A 16,141-nucleotide genomic window follows, 5' to 3' on the forward strand; every position below is an offset into this window, starting at 1 on the left:
CACAAGAGCCCACGAGCCGCGGAGGCGATCAAGGCGCGCGGCGCTGTGGTGTTGTTCCTGCCTCGTTACTCGCCGGACCTGAACCCCATCGAAAAGGCCTTCTCAAAGCTGAAGACACTGCTCAGAAAGGCGAAAGCCCGAACATATGAAGACCTTTGGAAGGCCGTCGGACATGTCTGCAGCCTGTTCACACCGCAAGAATGCTGGAACTACTTCAGATCAACAGGATGCGTTGCATACTAATCGCCCGTTGCTCTAATCGGCCGAAGAGAAGATCAGGATCGTTCTGGCGGGCCTGCGGGGCGAGGAGAGCATCTCAGCGTTATGCCGTCGCGAGGGCATTGCCGAGAGCCTTTATTGTTCCTGGTCAAAGGAATTCCTCGAAGCCGGGAAGAACCGTTTGGCGGGTGACACAGCGCGACAAGCGACATCCCCTGAAGTCAAAGAACTGCGGTCGGAATCTGCCGCGCTGAAGGAGGTGGTTGCTGAGCTGACGCTTGAGAACCGTCTGCTCAAAAAAAGCATGATCGGGGATGGGGGCGACGACGAATGAGGTATCCCGCATCTGAGAAGCTGGAGATCATCCGCACGGTCGAGGCATCACATCTGCCGACCCGACAGACCTTGAGGATGCTCGGCATCCCCAGCAGCACCTATTACGACTGGTACGCGCGTTGGAGCGATGGCGGCATCGATGGCCTGGCCGATCGTTCGCCCCGGCCCGGGTCGGTCTGGAACCGCATCCCGGACACGGTTCGCGACGATGTCGTCGACTTTGCCCTGGAGCACGAAGACCTGACGCCCCGCGAACTGGCGGTCAAATACACCGATGAGAAGCGCTACTTCGTCTCGGAATCGTCCGTGTACCGCATTCTCAGTGCCGAGGATCTGATCACTGCCCCGGCTCACGTGGTGATCCGCGCGGCCGATGAGTTCCGGGACAAGACCAGCCGGCCGAACGAGCTCTGGCAGACCGACTTCACCTATCTGAAGGTCATCGGCTGGGGCTGGTTCTATCTCAGCACAATCCTCGACGACTATCGTCGCTACATCATTGCCTGGAAGCTCTGCACGACGATGAAAGCTGCGGACGTCACCAGCACGCTGGAGCTGGCGCTGGAGGCATCCGGCTGCGGCAGCGCGACGGTTGTGCAGAAGCCGAGGCTGCTCAGCGATAATGGCTCATCCTACGTTGCTGCCGATCTGGCTGATTATCTCGAAGACAAGGGGATGGATCATGTCCGTGGCGCCCCGCTTCACCCGCAGACCCAGGGCAAGATCGAGCGCTGGCACCAGACGATGAAGAACCGTGTGCTCTTGGAAAACTACTTCCTGCCCGGAGACTTGGAACACCAGATCGGCGCCTTTGTCGATCACTACAACATCCATCGCTACCACGAGAGCCTGGACAACCTGACACCCGCCGACGTCTACCATGGCCGCGGCGCAAAGATCTTGAAGATGAGAGAGGAGATCAAGAAACGGACCATTCAAAAACGCCGCTTGGAGTACCAAGCAGCGGCCGCCTAAACTGAAACAGAAATAGAACCAGAGCCTCCGTTACGAAACGCCCCAAACATTCCGGAAAACTCTGACGACGGACAATCAACACCATGTAGACCACCCTCGATCTCGGAGGCGACCTTGCCAAGTGTAGGATAGGCGGCCCAGACATCGGGGTATTGTTCGGCGAGGTCTCCAGCCGCGCCTGGTAAAGCCTTTGCCATTTTAATCTCATTATGAATGTGGGTCGTCGATAAGCCGGTTGGGTTTCGCGAACCGTTCGAGGTCCTGCTGATTGCTGATCGTGACGCGACTGCCTTGCACCGCAACGCCATAGGCCTGCAGCCCCTTGAAAGCGCGGCTCAGGTTCTCCGGCGTCATGCCGAGATAAGACGCCAGGCGGCGTTTCTCGAATTCGAGGTCGAATTCAGAACCGCTACTGCCGCGCGACTGCTGACGAAGAAGGTAGTTCGCGAGCCGCTCCAGCGACGTCCGCAATTTCAGATCCTTTTGGGTCTTCACGACGGACCGATAACATGTCGCCAGTTCCGTCACTATGGAGCGAGCAAAGGCGTTGTCTGCATCAAATATGGCGCGTACGTCCTGGCTTGGGATAAGCGCAATCCGGCTTTTCTCCAGAGTACGCGCCGACATCAAGTAAGGTGCGTCTCTGATCGAGGCGGCCAGAATAAATGTCGAAACGGGCCGGGCGGTCGCCATGCTGGTTTCTCTGCCGTTCCAGGCCGAGAAGAGATCGACGGCTCCCGACAGGATGATGTGCAGGAAATTGCTTGGCTCTCCCTCGGTGATCAGTTCGATCTGCGGTGGAAAATTCTGCACATAGGCACCACGCATGAGCGCGTTGAAATGCTCGTTTGCCACATCCGAAAAGAGCGCTAGTCTACGGACATCGGGATAATCTGAATCTGGCATGCCTGGGCGCATTATAAACACCTTTTAAAATGCATCGCTCACTTGATTGATATTTGTCAATCGACCCGTTTCTGTCAATCATATTGCTACAATACAAAAGGCAAACGTCGGAGAGACATTATTCTATAAATCATTTATTTCATTGCGATATTTCAAGTTTTATGATCTAGATCAAGTCGATTGGCCGCTCTGGGCCGCATGTGTGACGGAGATCCCATTCGGGACCGGACATCGTGACGAAACCGGAGACCTTGCCATGCAGACCAAAGTCACAGCATCGCAATCAGATCAGAATCGTGCACTCGGGCTGAGCACCGTCGCCTTCACCGCGTGTTTTGCGGTCTGGACGATTTTTTCCATCATCGGCGTCGCAATCAAGGGAGAGCTGGGTCTGACCGAATCCCAGTTCGGTCTGCTGGTCGCGACTCCCATTTTGACTGGATCGGTCACGCGCCTGTTTCTGGGCGTCTGGACGGAGAAGTACGGCGGACGCCTGGTCTTCTCGGCGCAGATGCTATTGACGGCGCTGGCGACCTGGCTACTGACGCTTGCCGATAGCTACGCCATGTACCTGGTCGCGGCTTTGGGCATCGGTCTCGCTGGCGGCTCGTTCATTATCGGTGTCGCCTATGTCAGCCGCTGGTACGATGCCGGTCATCAAGGCACCGCGCTCGGCATCTTCGGCGCCGGCAACGTCGGTGCGGCAGTGACCAAGTTCGTCGCGCCCTTCGTCATGGTGGCATATGGCTGGCACGGTGTAGCCTATGTCTGGGCGGCGGGCCTGGCCGTCATCGGCATCCTGTTCTTCCTCTTCGCCAAAGACGACCCCGAGCTTGTAGAGCGCCGGGCCAAGGGCACTCGCGCCCCGTCGTTTGCGGAGCAGTTCGCGCCCTTGAGAAACATCCAGGTGTGGCGCTTCTCGCTTTACTACTTTTTCGTCTTCGGCGGTTTCGTAGCTCTTGCGCTGTGGATGCCGCACTACCTGATCGACGTCTATGGCGTAGACGTGAAGACAGCCGGGATGGCGGCCGCGTCTTTCAGCCTGTCGGCGTCGCTGTTCCGGGCCTATGGCGGACATCTCAGCGACAAGTTCGGCGCGCGGACGGTGATGTACTGGACCTTCGGCTTCAGCCTGATCTTCCTGTTCATGCTGTCCTATCCGCCGACAGATTATGTCGTACAGGGCAAGGACGGGCCGATCGCCTTCTCGACCGAACTGGATTTCTGGCCCTTCATCATCATGCTGTTTGGCCTCGGCTTCTTCATGAGCCTCGGCAAGGCCGCTGTCTACAAGCACATTCCGGTCTATTATCCCAAACATGTCGGCGCGGTTGGCGGACTTGTCGGCATGATCGGTGGTCTTGGCGGCTTTGTCCTGCCGATCACATTCGGTGCGGCGCTCGATCTGACGGGGATCTATACCTCGTGCTTCGCGATCCTCGTCGGCCTGGTCGCGATCATGCTGACCTGGATGCACCTGTCCATCCGGTCAATGGAACGCGCCGCGCTGGGCAAAGAACTGGACACATTGCCGACAGTGCCGGAACTCCAGGAAGTGCACGTTCCTGGCAAGACGGAAATGCCGCGGGTGCTGCAGGATTGGCAGCCCGAAGACGAGACATTCTGGGAGGAGAAGGGTCGCGGGATCGCCCGCCGCAATCTGTGGATCTCGATCCCGGCGCTTCTCCTCGCTTTCTCGGTCTGGATGGTCTGGTCGATGGTCGTCGCCCGGCTACCCGCCATCGGGTTCGAATTCTCGACCGGACAGCTCTTCTGGCTGGCGGCGCTTCCGGGCCTGTCAGGCGCCACGCTCAGGATATTCTACAGCTTCATGGTGCCGATCTTCGGTGGCCGGCTGTGGACGACGCTCTCGACCGCCTCGCTGCTGCTGCCGGCAATGGGTATCGGATATGCGGTCCAAAACCCTGACACGCCCTACCTGATCTTCCTCACCTTGGCTCTGCTGTGCGGCTTCGGAGGCGGCAACTTCGCCTCGTCGATGGCGAATATCGCCTTCTTCTTCCCGAAGGCGGAAAAGGGCAACGCGCTGGCGTTGAATGCGGGGCTGGGCAATCTCGGCGTCTCGGTCATGCAGTTTCTCGTGCCGATCGTCGTCACCGCCGGCGTATTTGGCGCCATGGGCGGCGCGCCGCAGACGTTGACGGACGGTGGCGAGCTCTGGATGCAGAACGCAGGCTTTGTCTGGGCGCCGTTCATTCTACTTGCCACGGTCGCGGCCTGGCTTGGCATGAACGACATCGCCGACGCCAAAGCTAGCTTCCGCGAGCAGGCGATCATCTTCAGCCGCAAGCACAATTGGCTGATGTGCGTGCTCTACACCGGCACCTTCGGTAGCTTCATTGGTTTTTCGGCGGGCTTCCCGTTGCTGACCAAACTCGCTTTCCCTGAGGTGAACGCCCTGCAGTATGTGTTCCTCGGACCGCTTGTCGGCGCACTCAGCCGCGCGGGCACCGGCTGGGTCAGTGACCGGTTTGGTGGCGGGCGTGTTACGTTCTGGACTTTTGCGGGCATGATCATCGCGGTGTTTGGTGTGATCGCATCACTTGGCGCGGACAGCTTCGCCGGCTTCTTCGCGGCCTTTATGGCGCTGTTCTTCCTGACCGGGGTAGGCAACGCCTCCACGTTCCAGATGATCCCCGCGATCATGGGTCATGAGGTGCCGCGCCTGATGCCGGAACTGAAAGGCAGCGTGCTGCGCCGGCAATCGGAGCGAGAAAGCGCGGCGATCATCGCCTTCACCAGTGCGATCGCCGCCTATGGGGCCTTCTTCATCCCCAAGGCTTACGGCACCTCGATCGCGATGACCGGATCGCCCGTCGGTGCGCTTTGGGCCTTCCTCATCTTCTACGTGATCTGCTTGGCCATCACCTGGGTTTACTACACCCGGCGCGGCGGTCTGCTGTACAAACTGGAGCGGCGCGGCCAGCCGACCTTGCCCGATCCCGCGCCCGCTCAATAACCTCGCCCCACGAAAGGACAGCCAGATGAGCCATCTTCTCGACAGATTGAACTTCCTCCAGTCGAAGGGAACGGAACAGTTTTCCAACGGGCATGGCCAGGTCACGCGCGAGAATCGTGACTGGGAGGACACCTACAGAAACCGTTGGCGGCACGACAAGATCGTGCGCTCGACCCACGGGGTGAATTGCACCGGATCCTGTTCCTGGAAGATCTATGTGAAATCCGGGATCGTCACCTGGGAAACCCAACAGACGGACTATCCACGCACCCGTCCGGACCTGCCGAACCATGAACCGCGCGGCTGCGCCCGCGGCGCCTCCTACAGCTGGTATCTCTATTCCGCCAACCGGGTGAAGAACCCGTTGATCCGCGGCAAGCTGATGAAGGTCTGGCGCAAGATGCGCGAAACCAAGAGCCCTATCGAGGCCTGGACCGCGATCCAGAACGACCCGATATTGCGCAAGGGTTATGTCGAAACCCGCGGCAAGGGCGGCTTTGTCCGCACCACCTGGGACGAGGCGACCGAAATCGTCGCCGCCGCCAACGCCTATACGGCCAAGACCTATGGGCCCGACCGGATCTTCGGCTTCTCGCCCATTCCCGCGATGTCGATGATCTCTTATGCGGCCGGCACCCGCTACCTGTCGCTCCTGGGCGGGACCTGCATGTCGTTCTATGACTGGTACTGCGACCTGCCTCCGGCCTCACCAATGACCTGGGGCGAGCAGACCGACGTGCCGGAATCGGCGGACTGGTACAATTCCAACTATCTCCTGCTCTGGGGCTCCAACGTCCCGCAGACTCGCACGCCCGACGCGCATTTCTACACGGAAGTACGCTACAAAGGCGCGAAGTCCGCAGTGATCTGCCCGGATTATTCCGAGGCAGCGAAATTCGGCGATGTCTGGCTGAACGCCAAGCAAGGGACCGACGCTGCGCTGGCGATGGCCTTCGGCCATGTTATCCTGCGCGAGTTCCACCTCGACCGGCAGGCCGAGTATTTCGAGGAGTATTGCCGGAAGTACTCCGATTTCCCGATGCTGGTGAAGCTGGAGGAGAAGGATGGAACCTTCGTGCCGGGACGCTTTCTGCGGGCGGACGACCTGCACGGCAAGCTGGGCGAGGACAACAACCCCGAATGGAAGACCGTCGCTGTCGACGAGGCCTCCGGCGGGCTGGTCGCGCCCAATGGCTCCATCGGCTATCGTTGGGGCGAGCAGGGCGAATGGAACCTGGAGGAAAAGGCTGCCGGAGCCGGGGCCCGGCTGAAGACGTCGCAGGTGCTCGACAGCGATCAGGACGACGTGCTTGGCGTCGATTTCCCGTATTTCGGCGCCGATGCCACCGAGGCGTTCTCGACAGGTGACAAACGACCGAATGTCCTGACCAGGAACGTGCCGGTGAAACGGATCAGGACGAAGGACGGCGAGATCGCCGTCGCCACTGTCTTCGACCTGTTCTGCGCCAACTACGGTCTCGACCGGGGCCTGGGCGGCGACTGGGTGGCCCAGTCCTATGACGAGGACGTTCCGGGCACTCCCGCCTGGGCGGAGAAGATCACCGGCGTCGACCGCGCCAAGATCATCCATGTCGCCCGCGAATTCGCCGAAAACGCCGAAAAGACCCATGGCCGATCCATGGTCATTGTCGGCGCGGGGATGAACCACTGGTATCACATGGACATGAACTACCGCGGCATCATCAACATGCTGGTGATGTGCGGTTGCGTGGGCCAGTCCGGCGGCGGCTGGGCGCACTATGTAGGCCAGGAAAAGCTGCGCCCGCAAACCGGCTGGCTTCCCCTGGCGTTTGCGCTCGACTGGGGGCGGCCGCCGCGGCACATGAACTCGACCTCGGCCTGGTATGCCCATACCGACCAATGGCGCTACGAGACGCTGACCGCGGGCGAGATACTGTCGCCGACGGCGCCCGCGGGCGACTGGGACATCGGGTTGATCGACTACAATATTCGCGCTGAACGGATGGGCTGGCTGCCGTCGGCGCCGCAGCTGAAGACCAACCCGCTGGAGGTAGCGAAGGCGGCGAAGGAAGCGGGTAGGGAAGTTGCACCCTATGTCGCCGAACAGCTTAAATCCGGCGAGCTCGAGATGTCTTGCGAAGACCCGGACGCGCCAGAGAACTGGCCGCGCAACCTCTTCGTCTGGCGCTCGAACCTGCTCGGGTCCTCGGGCAAGGGGCACGAGTATTTCCTCAAACACCTGCTCGGCACCGACAACGGCGTGATTGGCAAGGACATGGGCGAGGAGGGCCGCCAGCTTCCCAAGGAGGCGAAATGGCACGACGAAGCTCCGCGCGGCAAACTGGACCTGCTGGTGACCATTGACTTCCGAATGTCCACCACTTGCGTCTACTCCGATATCGTCCTGCCGACGGCCAGCTGGTACGAAAAGGACGATCTCAATACCTCGGACATGCATCCGTTTATCCACCCGCTGCAGGCTGCGGTGGACCCGGCCTACGAGTCGAAATCCGACTGGGAAATCTTCAAATCCATCGCGAAGAAGTTCCAGGAGGTGGTGCCCGGATATCTGGGTCAGGAAACCGACGTCGTCGCGTTGCCCATTCTGCACGACACGCCTGCCGAGATCGCGCAGGACCAGGTCAAGGACTGGAAGAAGGATGAATGCGACCTTATCCCGGGCAAGACCGCGCCGAACTATATCGCGGTCGAGCGGGACTATTCCGCGGTCTATGACCGCTTCACCGCGCTTGGTCCTCTACTCGAAAAGCTCGGCAATGGCGGCAAGGGCATCTCGTGGAATACCGAGGACGAGGTCGCCGCGTTGAAGGCGCTGAATGGCGAGCGGCTCGACGGATCGGCAAAGGGACGTCCCGCGATCGACACCGCGATCGACGCCGCCGAGGTAGTGCTGATGCTGGCGCCCGAAACCAACGGCGAGGTGGCGGTCAAGGCCTGGGAGGCGCTTGGCGAGGCGACGGGTCGCGATCACGTGCATCTGGCCGAGGGCGAGCATCACAACAAGATCCGCTTCCGCGACATCGCCGCCCAGCCGCGCAAGATCATCTCCTCGCCGACATGGTCGGGCATTGAAAGCGAGCATGTCAGCTACAACGCCGGCTATACCAATGTCCACGAACTGATCCCCTGGCGTACCCTGACCGGTCGCCAGCAGCTCTATCAGGATCACCTGTGGATGCGGGCCTTCGGCGAGGGTTTCATGTCCTACCGGCCACCGGTGGATCTCAAGACAGTCACCGACGCGATCCATACCGACAAGGACAAGCCGCATGTCGTGCTGAACTTCATCACGCCGCACCAGAAATGGGGCATTCACTCGACCTATACCGACAACCTCTTGATGCTGACGCTCAATCGCGGCGGTCCGGTGATCTGGATTTCCGAAAACGACGCGGCGAAGGCGGGCATCGTCGATAACGACTGGGTGGAACTTTACAACGCCAACGGCGCGCTGACCGCGCGGGCGGTGGTGTCCCAGCGCATGAAGGATGGAACGACCTTCATGTACCACGCTCAGGAAAAGATCGTGAACACGCCGGGATCCGAGAAGACCGGCCTGCGCGGCGGGATCCATAACTCGGTCACCCGGACGGTCTTGAAGCCGACCCACATGATCGGCGGCTATGCCCAGCAATCCTACGGGTTCAACTACTACGGAACCGTGGGCTCCAACCGCGATGAATTCGTCATCGTGCGCAAGATGAACAAGGTCGACTGGCTCGACGATGAAGCCACCCCGAAGGAGGCAGCGGAATGAAGATTCGTGCGCAAATCGGCATGGTGCTGAACCTCGACAAATGTATCGGATGTCACACGTGCTCGGTCACCTGCAAGAATGTCTGGACCAGCCGCGACGGCGTCGAATACGCATGGTTCAACAATGTCGAGACCAAGCCCGGTACCGGATATCCGACGGACTGGGAGAACCAGGACCGCTGGAACGGCGGCTGGACTCGGACGAAGTCCGGCAAGCTCCAGCCCAAGCAAGGGGCGAAGTGGCGGATCTTGGCAAATATCTTCGCTAACCCGGATCTGCCGGAGATCGACGACTATTACGAGCCGTTCGACTTTGACTACGACCACCTGAAATCGGCGCCCGAGGGCAAGGCGTTTCCGACGGCGCGCCCGCGCTCGAAAATCTCAGGCGAGAGGATGCAGAAGATCGAGAAGGGTCCGAACTGGGAAGAGATCCTCGGCGGCGAGTTCGAGAAACGGTCGCAGGACTACAACTTCGAGGGAATCCAGAAGCAGATCTACGGGGAATACGAGAACACTTTCATGATGTATCTCCCCCGGCTCTGCGAGCACTGCCTGAACCCGGCCTGCGCGGCGTCGTGTCCCTCGGGCGCGATCTACAAGCGCGAAGAGGACGGCATCGTCCTGATCGACCAGGAGAAGTGCCGCGGCTGGCGCATGTGCGTATCAGGCTGCCCTTACAAGAAGGTCTACTACAACTGGTCTACGGGAAAGTCCGAGAAATGCACGCTGTGCTATCCCCGGATCGAAAGCGGCAACCCAACCGTCTGCTCGGAAACCTGCGTCGGTCGCATACGCTATATCGGCGTGATGCTCTATGATGCCGACAAGATCGAGGAGGCCGCGAACGCGGCCGAGAAGATGGACCTCTACGACGCCCAACTCGGCGTGTTCCTCGATCCCAAGGATCCCGCCATCATAGCCGAGGCGCAGAAGCAGGGCATCCCGCACGACTGGATCAAGGCCGCGCAGGAAAGCCCGATCTGGAAGATGGCGATGGAATGGAAGGTCGCGTTCCCGCTGCATCCCGAATACCGGACGCTGCCGATGGTCTGGTATATTCCGCCGCTCAGCCCGATCCAGAACGCGGCCGAGGCGGGCGCGATTGGCATGGACGGCGCCATGCCGGACGTGAAGAATCTGCGCATCCCGCTCAGATATCTCGCCAACATGCTGACGGCCGGCGACGAAAAGCCGATTGCCCAGGCGCTGGAGCGGATGCTGGCCATGCGCGCCTATATGCGCGCCAAGAGCGTCGAGGGTGTGACCGACGAGGCGATCGCCACCCGCGTCGGCATCACGGGGCGGATGATCGAGGACATGTATCGCATCATGGCGCTTGCGGACTACGAAGACCGCTTCGTCATTCCCACGACGCACCGCGAACAGGTTGAGGAAGCCTACGACTTGCGCGGCGGTTGCGGCTTTACCGACGGGAACGGTTGTTCCACCGGCGTCTCCAAGGGGTCGCTCTTCGGAGGCTCCAAAAAGCCGCTGAGAATGCCGCAGGAGGTGCGCTGATGACCCTCGTTCTGCAAGATCGCGCCCTCAAGGCGTTGTCGCTCGTCTTGAGTTATCCCACGAAGGAGCTGCAGCAGGCAATGCCGGAAATCGGTCGCGTCCTGTCGGCGGAACGGCGGCTGACAGCGGCGGCGCGGCGTGCGCTTCGCCCGTTGCTGGAAGAGCTGCAAACGCGCGACATCTACGACCTGGAAGAGCAGTATGTGACGCTCTTCGACCGCTCGCGCGCGCTGTCGCTGAACCTGTTCGAACATGTTCACGGCGAAAGCCGGGATCGCGGCGGCGCCATGGTGTCATTGGTCGAAACCTATCGTGAGAAGGGATTCGAGCCAGCGACCAGTGAACTGCCGGATCACCTTCCGGTCCTTCTCGAATTTCTGTCCACGCGCCCCGCAGACGAGGCTCGGGAAATACTCGCGGACGCCGCGCATATTTTCGAGGTCCTCAATACTCGGCTTGTCCGGCGGGAGAGCCCCTATGAAGCGGTGTTCGCCGCCCTTTTCCAGCTTGCCGGCGCCGCAGCCGACAAGGAGGTAGTGGCCGAATTGCTCGACCAACCCGACATCGCGGCCGACGATCTCGAAGCACTCGACGAGGTCTGGGAGGAAAGCGAGGTTCGCTTCGGCCCGGACCCGAACGCTGGATGCCCGCAGGTGCGTGACATGCTGGTGCAGATGGACCTTCCGATCAATCCCGCGCCCCGGGCGGCGACCGAGCAACGGAGGCTGAAATGAACAACTTCTTCTTCGGAATCTATCCCTACATCGCTTTGGCGGTACTGCTCATCGGCTCTGTCGCGCGGTACGAGCGGGACCCGTTCACCTGGAAATCGTCGTCGAGCCAGATGCTGCGGCGGCGGCAGTTGATGATCGGTTCGGTGCTGTTCCATGTCGGTGTGTTGGTCATCTTCTTCGGCCATCTCTTCGGACTGCTTGTCCCGCACGAGATCTACGAGGCTTTCGGCATTCACGCCGAGGCAAAGCAGTTGCTTGCCGCTATCGCGGGTGGGATCGCCGGCGTCGCCGCGATCGTGGGCGGAGTGATGCTGGCGCATCGCCGCCTGGTCGATCCGCGTATCCGCACGAATTCCGGCTTCTGGGACATCGCGATCCTGTTGATGTTGATCGGACAGCTGGCGCTCGGCCTCATCAGCGTGCCCTATTCCATCGCCACGGCCGAGCATGGCGAGGTGATCCTGTTCATGGAGTGGGCGCAGGGCATCTTCACCTTCCAGCCCGGAGCAGCCGAGCACATCGCCCACGTGCCGCTGATCTACAAGCTTCACATCGTCTTGGGACTGACGATCTTTCTCGTTTTTCCCTTCACCCGCCTGGTGCACATCCTGTCCGGTTTTGCTGCTCCCGTGCGCTATCTCTTCGCTCGCAAGGGATATCAAATCGTGCGCTCGCGCCGGCAAACGCAGCCGTCAACCCGTGGATCGAATCCACAGGCGAGCGCAAAGCAACCGGCGGAGTAACGGTTATGGTCACGGTCCTTTCAACCGTAACGCCGCGAGAAGGTGTCGATGCATCAACCGCCCAGATGGAGGCAGACAATCCGGCGCCCCTCGTGGTCAACGGCGTGACTGTCCCGGCAAAAGTCGTGGCGGCAGAGGCGCAGAACCACGCAGCTCCCAAAAACCAGCCGGAGATCGCGTGGCGCAAGGCGGCGAACGCCGTCGCCATGCGCACGCTCCTGTTACAGGAGGCCAGGCGGCGCGGAATAAGGCCCGTACCGGCCGAAGTCGGGCAGGGGCGTTTCGAAACGGAGGAGGAGGCTCTGATCCGAAGCCTTCTTGAGGTTGCGGTTGAAGTCTCGCCACCAACCGAGGATGAGATCCGGGCTGAGTGGTCGCGTGACCCGGAACGGTTCCGCGCACCGCCTCTCTGGGAAGTATCGCATATCCTGTGCGCCTGCGACCCGCCCAATGAGAATGAGCGCAACACCGCATTCAAGCGCGCGACGAGTTTGGCCGCACGCGTGGAGGGTGATCCGCAAGGTTTCGCCAGGCTGGCGTCGGCGCACAGCGATTGTGGATCCAAGACTTCAGGTGGTGCACTCGGACAGCTTGGCCCGGGTGACACGGCGCCCGAGTTCGAAGCCGCGCTGCGCGAGATGAAAGAAGGTGAAATCACATCCGAGCCGGTGCTCACCCGACACGGCTGGCACGTCATCCGTATGGATGCGATCGCCGAGGGCGCGGCGCTCCCCTTCGAAACAGTTCGATCGAAGATTGCCGATGCGATGGAAAAGACGGCCTGGGCCCGCAACGCCCGGGAATTTGCGCTTCGGCTTGTCGCTTCCGCCCAAATATCCGGCGCCGAGCTCGGAAATCGCACTCAGGGCGAGAGATTGTGAAGATCCATTTTCCAATGCGCCGCGCGACGGTAGCGGACGGGTCCGAACGATCTCAACTTGTTTGAGGTTCCATTTGAGTTCATCCGCGAGGATCACACGCATATGCGCTGGGATTGTGAAAAAACGGAGCTGATTTCGCAACGCCCTTTACCGAACCCGGTCGAAATCTCGCGACTGGCGCACGAAACGTACCCGCGCTTTCTCAGGGTAGCAGCAAGTGCCAGTTCAGACCCGGCGAAGCCCGTGTTGGTTCAACAGATTTATCAGCATGTCCTTGGCTTCGGTCCTGTGCCGCCAATGGATCTCTCGCGCCGCCTTGGAATCACCCTTGGCTATGGCTTCGTACAGCGCGCGATGGTCCTCGTTGGATTTCTGAGGCATCGGCCGCATATGCAGCGTCAGGGCTCTTGCTCGCCTGACCTGGTCGTTGAAATTGGAAACGATCGTCTGGATCCGCTTGTTACCGCCAAGTCGGACAAGCTCGTCGTGGAAGGCGGCGTCGGCGCGGGCCCAGCTTTCGCGGTCATTCGCCGCCACGCTGGCTTCCATTTCGAGTGTGGCCGATTTGAGCCGGGACAACTCCTGTTTGGAATAATGGGCGTCGGCGGCAAGCGACGCGGCCAGGCTCTCAAGTTCGGTCAGCACCTCGTAGATTTCACGCATGTCATCGGCAGATAGGGCCGATATCCGGACACCCTTGCGTGGACGGACTTCCAGCAAACCTTGTGACTCGAGAACAAGGGTGGCCTCGCGGACCGGCGTTCTCGACATGCCGAGCTTTTCGGCGAGCTCGCTTTCAAGATGATCCGACCCTGGAGGCAACTCACCTGCAAATATCAACGCTCTGAGTGCATTCACCGCGCGAATGCTGTGAGACTTTGATTTTGCTTCAGTAGACACTCTAGACACCTTGTTTCCGACCCTCGCTTGCTGATCGGTAGATAGCTTCCTCGATCTCTATAACACGAAGATAATCGGCTGCAGCGTTTTCGAAAGGACCGTCTTTCAGCAGGCCATCGACAACGTGACGCTGAAGCGCGAACACGCAATCGCCGGCAAAGCCGCGCCAACCGACTGGCTCCAGTAGGGTCCTCGTTGTCCTCTCGCCGAAAGACCGGAGATGCAAGGCGCCGTTGCCGGACAGGGTGATCGTTCCGGTGGCTCCTTCCAGCAGTGCCTCGCCCAGAGTGGTGCGGGTGTTCTCGGCTGCATGATCGAGATGGCGGTTGCCATCGAAAACGGCCCGGACTCCATGATCGAAATCGAAAATGATGTAACCGGCGTCTTCGCCCGCGATCACCGGGTTCATTCTCCTCAGATCAGCATAGACAGCCCGGATGTCCCCGAGCAGGAACCGGAAGGTGTCGATCCAGTGCACTGCGGTCTCGTGGACGAGAAAGCGGTGCATTTTCTGGAAATATGGCTGACGTGAGAGATAGGCATCGGCGCCTTGGCCGTCGCCTGTCCGCAAGCGGAAGGTCAATTGATGAACATCACCGATCTCGCCGGCGGCAAGCGAGCGGGCCATCTCCCGGTACCAGGGCTGGAAACGGAAGTTTTCGTGCACGATCAGCGGAACGCCCGCTTCTGCTGCGCGAGAGGCAGCAGTCCTGGCTTCCGCGAGAGAGGTGCAGAACGGTTTCTGGCAGATGATCGCCCTGACGCCATGATCGAGTGCAGCCTTGATCGCATCCAAATGCGTTTCGGGCGGCGTTATGATATCGAGAAGATCGGGAGTCGTTGCTTCGAGCATCTGTTTGAGTTCGATGAACGCCGGATGGCGAGACAGCCGGGCCTTGTCGGTGATCCTGTCGGCAATGCCGACCAGTTCCACCTCTTCAATCCTTGCCCAGGCGTCGAAGTGAAACTGACTGAAATATCCCGCGCCCAGGCAGGCGACCCGCAACGTCTTTTCCACGATCATGCCTTCGCTGTGAATTGTTCCAGAACCTCATCGGCGGCTGCTTCGGTGCTGCTGGTTCCGCCCAGATCGCGTGTCAGAACGCGCCCGTCAGCGACCACTTTGTAAACGGCGTCGCGCAACAGGGCTCCATCGGATACCATCTTCTCGATGTTGTGCTTTGTGCCGAGCCAGTCAAGCATCAAGGCGGCTGACAGGATCATCGCGAATGGATTGGCCACGCCCTTTCCGGCAATGTCGGGCGCCGAACCGTGGCAAGGCTGAAACACCGCGTGGTCACGGCCGATATCGGCCGACGGCGCGAGGCCTAAGCCGCCCATGATGCCGGCGCCGAGATCGGACAGGATGTCACCGAACATGTTTTCTGTAACCATGACATCGAACAACCAGGGTTTTTCGACCATCCACAGTGCGGTGGCGTCGACATAGGCATGATCCGCGGTCAGTTGAGGATACTCTGTGGCCACGCAATCGAAAATCTCGCGGAAAAAGGCGAATGCGCGAAAAACGTTGGCCTTGTCGACGCAGGTTACCCGGCCCCTGCCGACGCCCTGCGCCTTGCGCTGTTCGGCATAGTCGAAGGCAAAACGGAACAGCTTCTCGCTGGTCTTGCGCGTGATAAGGAGAGTCTCGCGGGCCTCCTCACTGGTGACCTCGCCCTTACCCATGGAGTGAAACAGACCTTCTGTGCTTTCCCGGATCAGCACAAAGTCGATCGTCTGGCCGCCCGCCAATTTGAGCGGAGTAGGTTGGCCACGGATAACCCGCACCGGGCGCACGCCTGCAAACAGATCGAGCTCGATTCTCAGATCCAGTTGCGGCGATATTTCGGTCCCGTCCTTGTAGCGAACCGAAGGTAGCCCCATGGCTGCAAGCAGGATGGCATCGGCACGACGAGCCGTTTCCATCGAGGTGGAAGGCAGCGCTTCACCGGTCGCAGCGTAGAGGGCGGCTCCTGCTGTGGCCTTGGTGAATGCCAGCTCGTAACCCTGGCGCCTTTTTGCCAAGGCTTCCAGTATGCGGATGGTCGGCGCTGTTATTTCTGACCCGATCCCGTCGCCTTCAAATATCGCGATTTCGAATGATTGGACCATGAATTTCCCCTGGATGATGAACCGGCATCGATGGCGTCGGATCTGGCTGCAAAACGGATTTGACAATGCATA

11 protein-coding genes and 1 pseudogene are annotated in these 16,141 nt (G+C 60.3%); 8 read left to right on the top strand and 4 right to left on the bottom strand.

The window, feature by feature from the left end:
• On the top strand, window positions 1-243 hold a 243-nt coding region (locus AAFN47_RS17615), incomplete at its 5' end, for a transposase (protein ID WP_499810560.1).
• A gap of 16 nt (window positions 244-259) precedes the next feature.
• A pseudogene (locus AAFN47_RS17620) lies at window positions 260-1,530 on the top strand (IS3 family transposase); the annotation flags it as partial.
• A 207-nt stretch (window positions 1,531-1,737) separates the two neighbouring features.
• Here AAFN47_RS17620 and AAFN47_RS17625 read toward each other — a convergent pair.
• Window positions 1,738-2,436: a helix-turn-helix domain-containing protein gene (locus AAFN47_RS17625; RefSeq protein WP_499810561.1), complete on the bottom strand. Its 699-nt coding sequence runs from the start codon at window positions 2,434-2,436 to the stop codon at window positions 1,738-1,740.
• 256 nt (window positions 2,437-2,692) lie between these two features.
• Between AAFN47_RS17625 and AAFN47_RS17630 the strand changes: the two genes are divergently transcribed.
• From AAFN47_RS17630 to AAFN47_RS17655, 6 genes are read left to right on the top strand one after another with little or no spacing between them, the layout of a single operon-like run.
• Complete coding sequence (locus AAFN47_RS17630; protein WP_499810562.1) at window positions 2,693-5,416, top strand: nitrate/nitrite transporter; 2,724 nt, start codon at window positions 2,693-2,695, stop codon at window positions 5,414-5,416.
• Between the two features lie 25 nt (window positions 5,417-5,441).
• Entirely contained in the window at window positions 5,442-9,176 is a 3,735-nt protein-coding gene (locus tag AAFN47_RS17635) for a nitrate reductase subunit alpha (protein ID WP_499810563.1), read from the top strand.
• Entirely contained in the window at window positions 9,173-10,696 is a 1,524-nt protein-coding gene (gene narH / locus AAFN47_RS17640) for a nitrate reductase subunit beta (protein ID WP_499810564.1), read from the top strand. Before AAFN47_RS17635 ends, narH begins: the two co-directional genes overlap by 4 nt.
• Complete coding sequence (gene narJ / locus AAFN47_RS17645; protein ID WP_499810565.1) at window positions 10,696-11,430, top strand: nitrate reductase molybdenum cofactor assembly chaperone; 735 nt, start codon at window positions 10,696-10,698, stop codon at window positions 11,428-11,430. The genes narH and narJ overlap by 1 nt, the downstream gene beginning before the upstream one ends.
• Window positions 11,427-12,173: a respiratory nitrate reductase subunit gamma gene (gene narI / locus AAFN47_RS17650; protein ID WP_499810566.1), complete on the top strand. Its 747-nt coding sequence runs from the start codon at window positions 11,427-11,429 to the stop codon at window positions 12,171-12,173. Before narJ ends, narI begins: the two co-directional genes overlap by 4 nt.
• A 5-nt stretch (window positions 12,174-12,178) precedes the next feature.
• On the top strand, window positions 12,179-13,054 hold the full coding sequence (locus tag AAFN47_RS17655; protein WP_499810567.1) for a peptidylprolyl isomerase: 876 nt from the start codon (window positions 12,179-12,181) through the stop codon (window positions 13,052-13,054).
• Window positions 13,055-13,279: 225 nt separating this feature from the next.
• Here AAFN47_RS17655 and AAFN47_RS17660 read toward each other — a convergent pair whose 3' ends face one another.
• The 3 genes from AAFN47_RS17660 to AAFN47_RS17670 are packed head-to-tail and all read right to left on the bottom strand — an operon-like array spanning window position 13,280 to window position 16,069.
• Entirely contained in the window at window positions 13,280-13,954 is a 675-nt protein-coding gene (locus tag AAFN47_RS17660) for a GntR family transcriptional regulator (RefSeq protein WP_499810568.1), read from the bottom strand.
• A 1-nt stretch (window position 13,955) separates the two neighbouring features.
• A complete protein-coding gene (locus tag AAFN47_RS17665; protein ID WP_499810569.1) occupies window positions 13,956-14,978 on the bottom strand; it encodes a Gfo/Idh/MocA family protein in 1,023 nt (340 codons plus the stop codon).
• Window positions 14,975-16,069, bottom strand: a complete 1,095-nt coding sequence (locus AAFN47_RS17670; protein WP_499810570.1) for an isocitrate/isopropylmalate dehydrogenase family protein — start codon at window positions 16,067-16,069, stop codon at window positions 14,975-14,977. Before AAFN47_RS17670 ends, AAFN47_RS17665 begins: the two co-directional genes overlap by 4 nt.
• Window positions 16,070-16,141: the final 72 nt, after the last annotated feature.

Source organism: Hoeflea sp. CAU 1731 (assembly GCF_039888615.1).
Lineage (GTDB): Bacteria > Pseudomonadota > Alphaproteobacteria > Rhizobiales > Rhizobiaceae > Flavimaribacter.

Excerpts from the sequence above, each read along its gene's own strand:
- AAFN47_RS17625 (WP_499810561.1), bottom strand. The coding sequence starts at position 2,436 with ATGCCAGATTCAGATTATCCCGATGTCCGTAGACTAGCGCTCTTTTCG.
- AAFN47_RS17655 (WP_499810567.1), top strand. The coding sequence starts at position 12,179 with ATGGTCACGGTCCTTTCAACCGTAACGCCGCGAGAAGGTGTCGATGCA.
- AAFN47_RS17665 (WP_499810569.1), bottom strand. The coding sequence starts at position 14,978 with ATGATCGTGGAAAAGACGTTGCGGGTCGCCTGCCTGGGCGCGGGATAT.
- narI (WP_499810566.1), top strand. The coding sequence starts at position 11,427 with ATGAACAACTTCTTCTTCGGAATCTATCCCTACATCGCTTTGGCGGTA.
- AAFN47_RS17630 (WP_499810562.1), top strand. The coding sequence starts at position 2,693 with ATGCAGACCAAAGTCACAGCATCGCAATCAGATCAGAATCGTGCACTC.
- AAFN47_RS17670 (WP_499810570.1), bottom strand. The coding sequence starts at position 16,069 with ATGGTCCAATCATTCGAAATCGCGATATTTGAAGGCGACGGGATCGGG.
- narJ (WP_499810565.1), top strand. The coding sequence starts at position 10,696 with ATGACCCTCGTTCTGCAAGATCGCGCCCTCAAGGCGTTGTCGCTCGTC.
- AAFN47_RS17635 (WP_499810563.1), top strand. The coding sequence starts at position 5,442 with ATGAGCCATCTTCTCGACAGATTGAACTTCCTCCAGTCGAAGGGAACG.
- narH (WP_499810564.1), top strand. The coding sequence starts at position 9,173 with ATGAAGATTCGTGCGCAAATCGGCATGGTGCTGAACCTCGACAAATGT.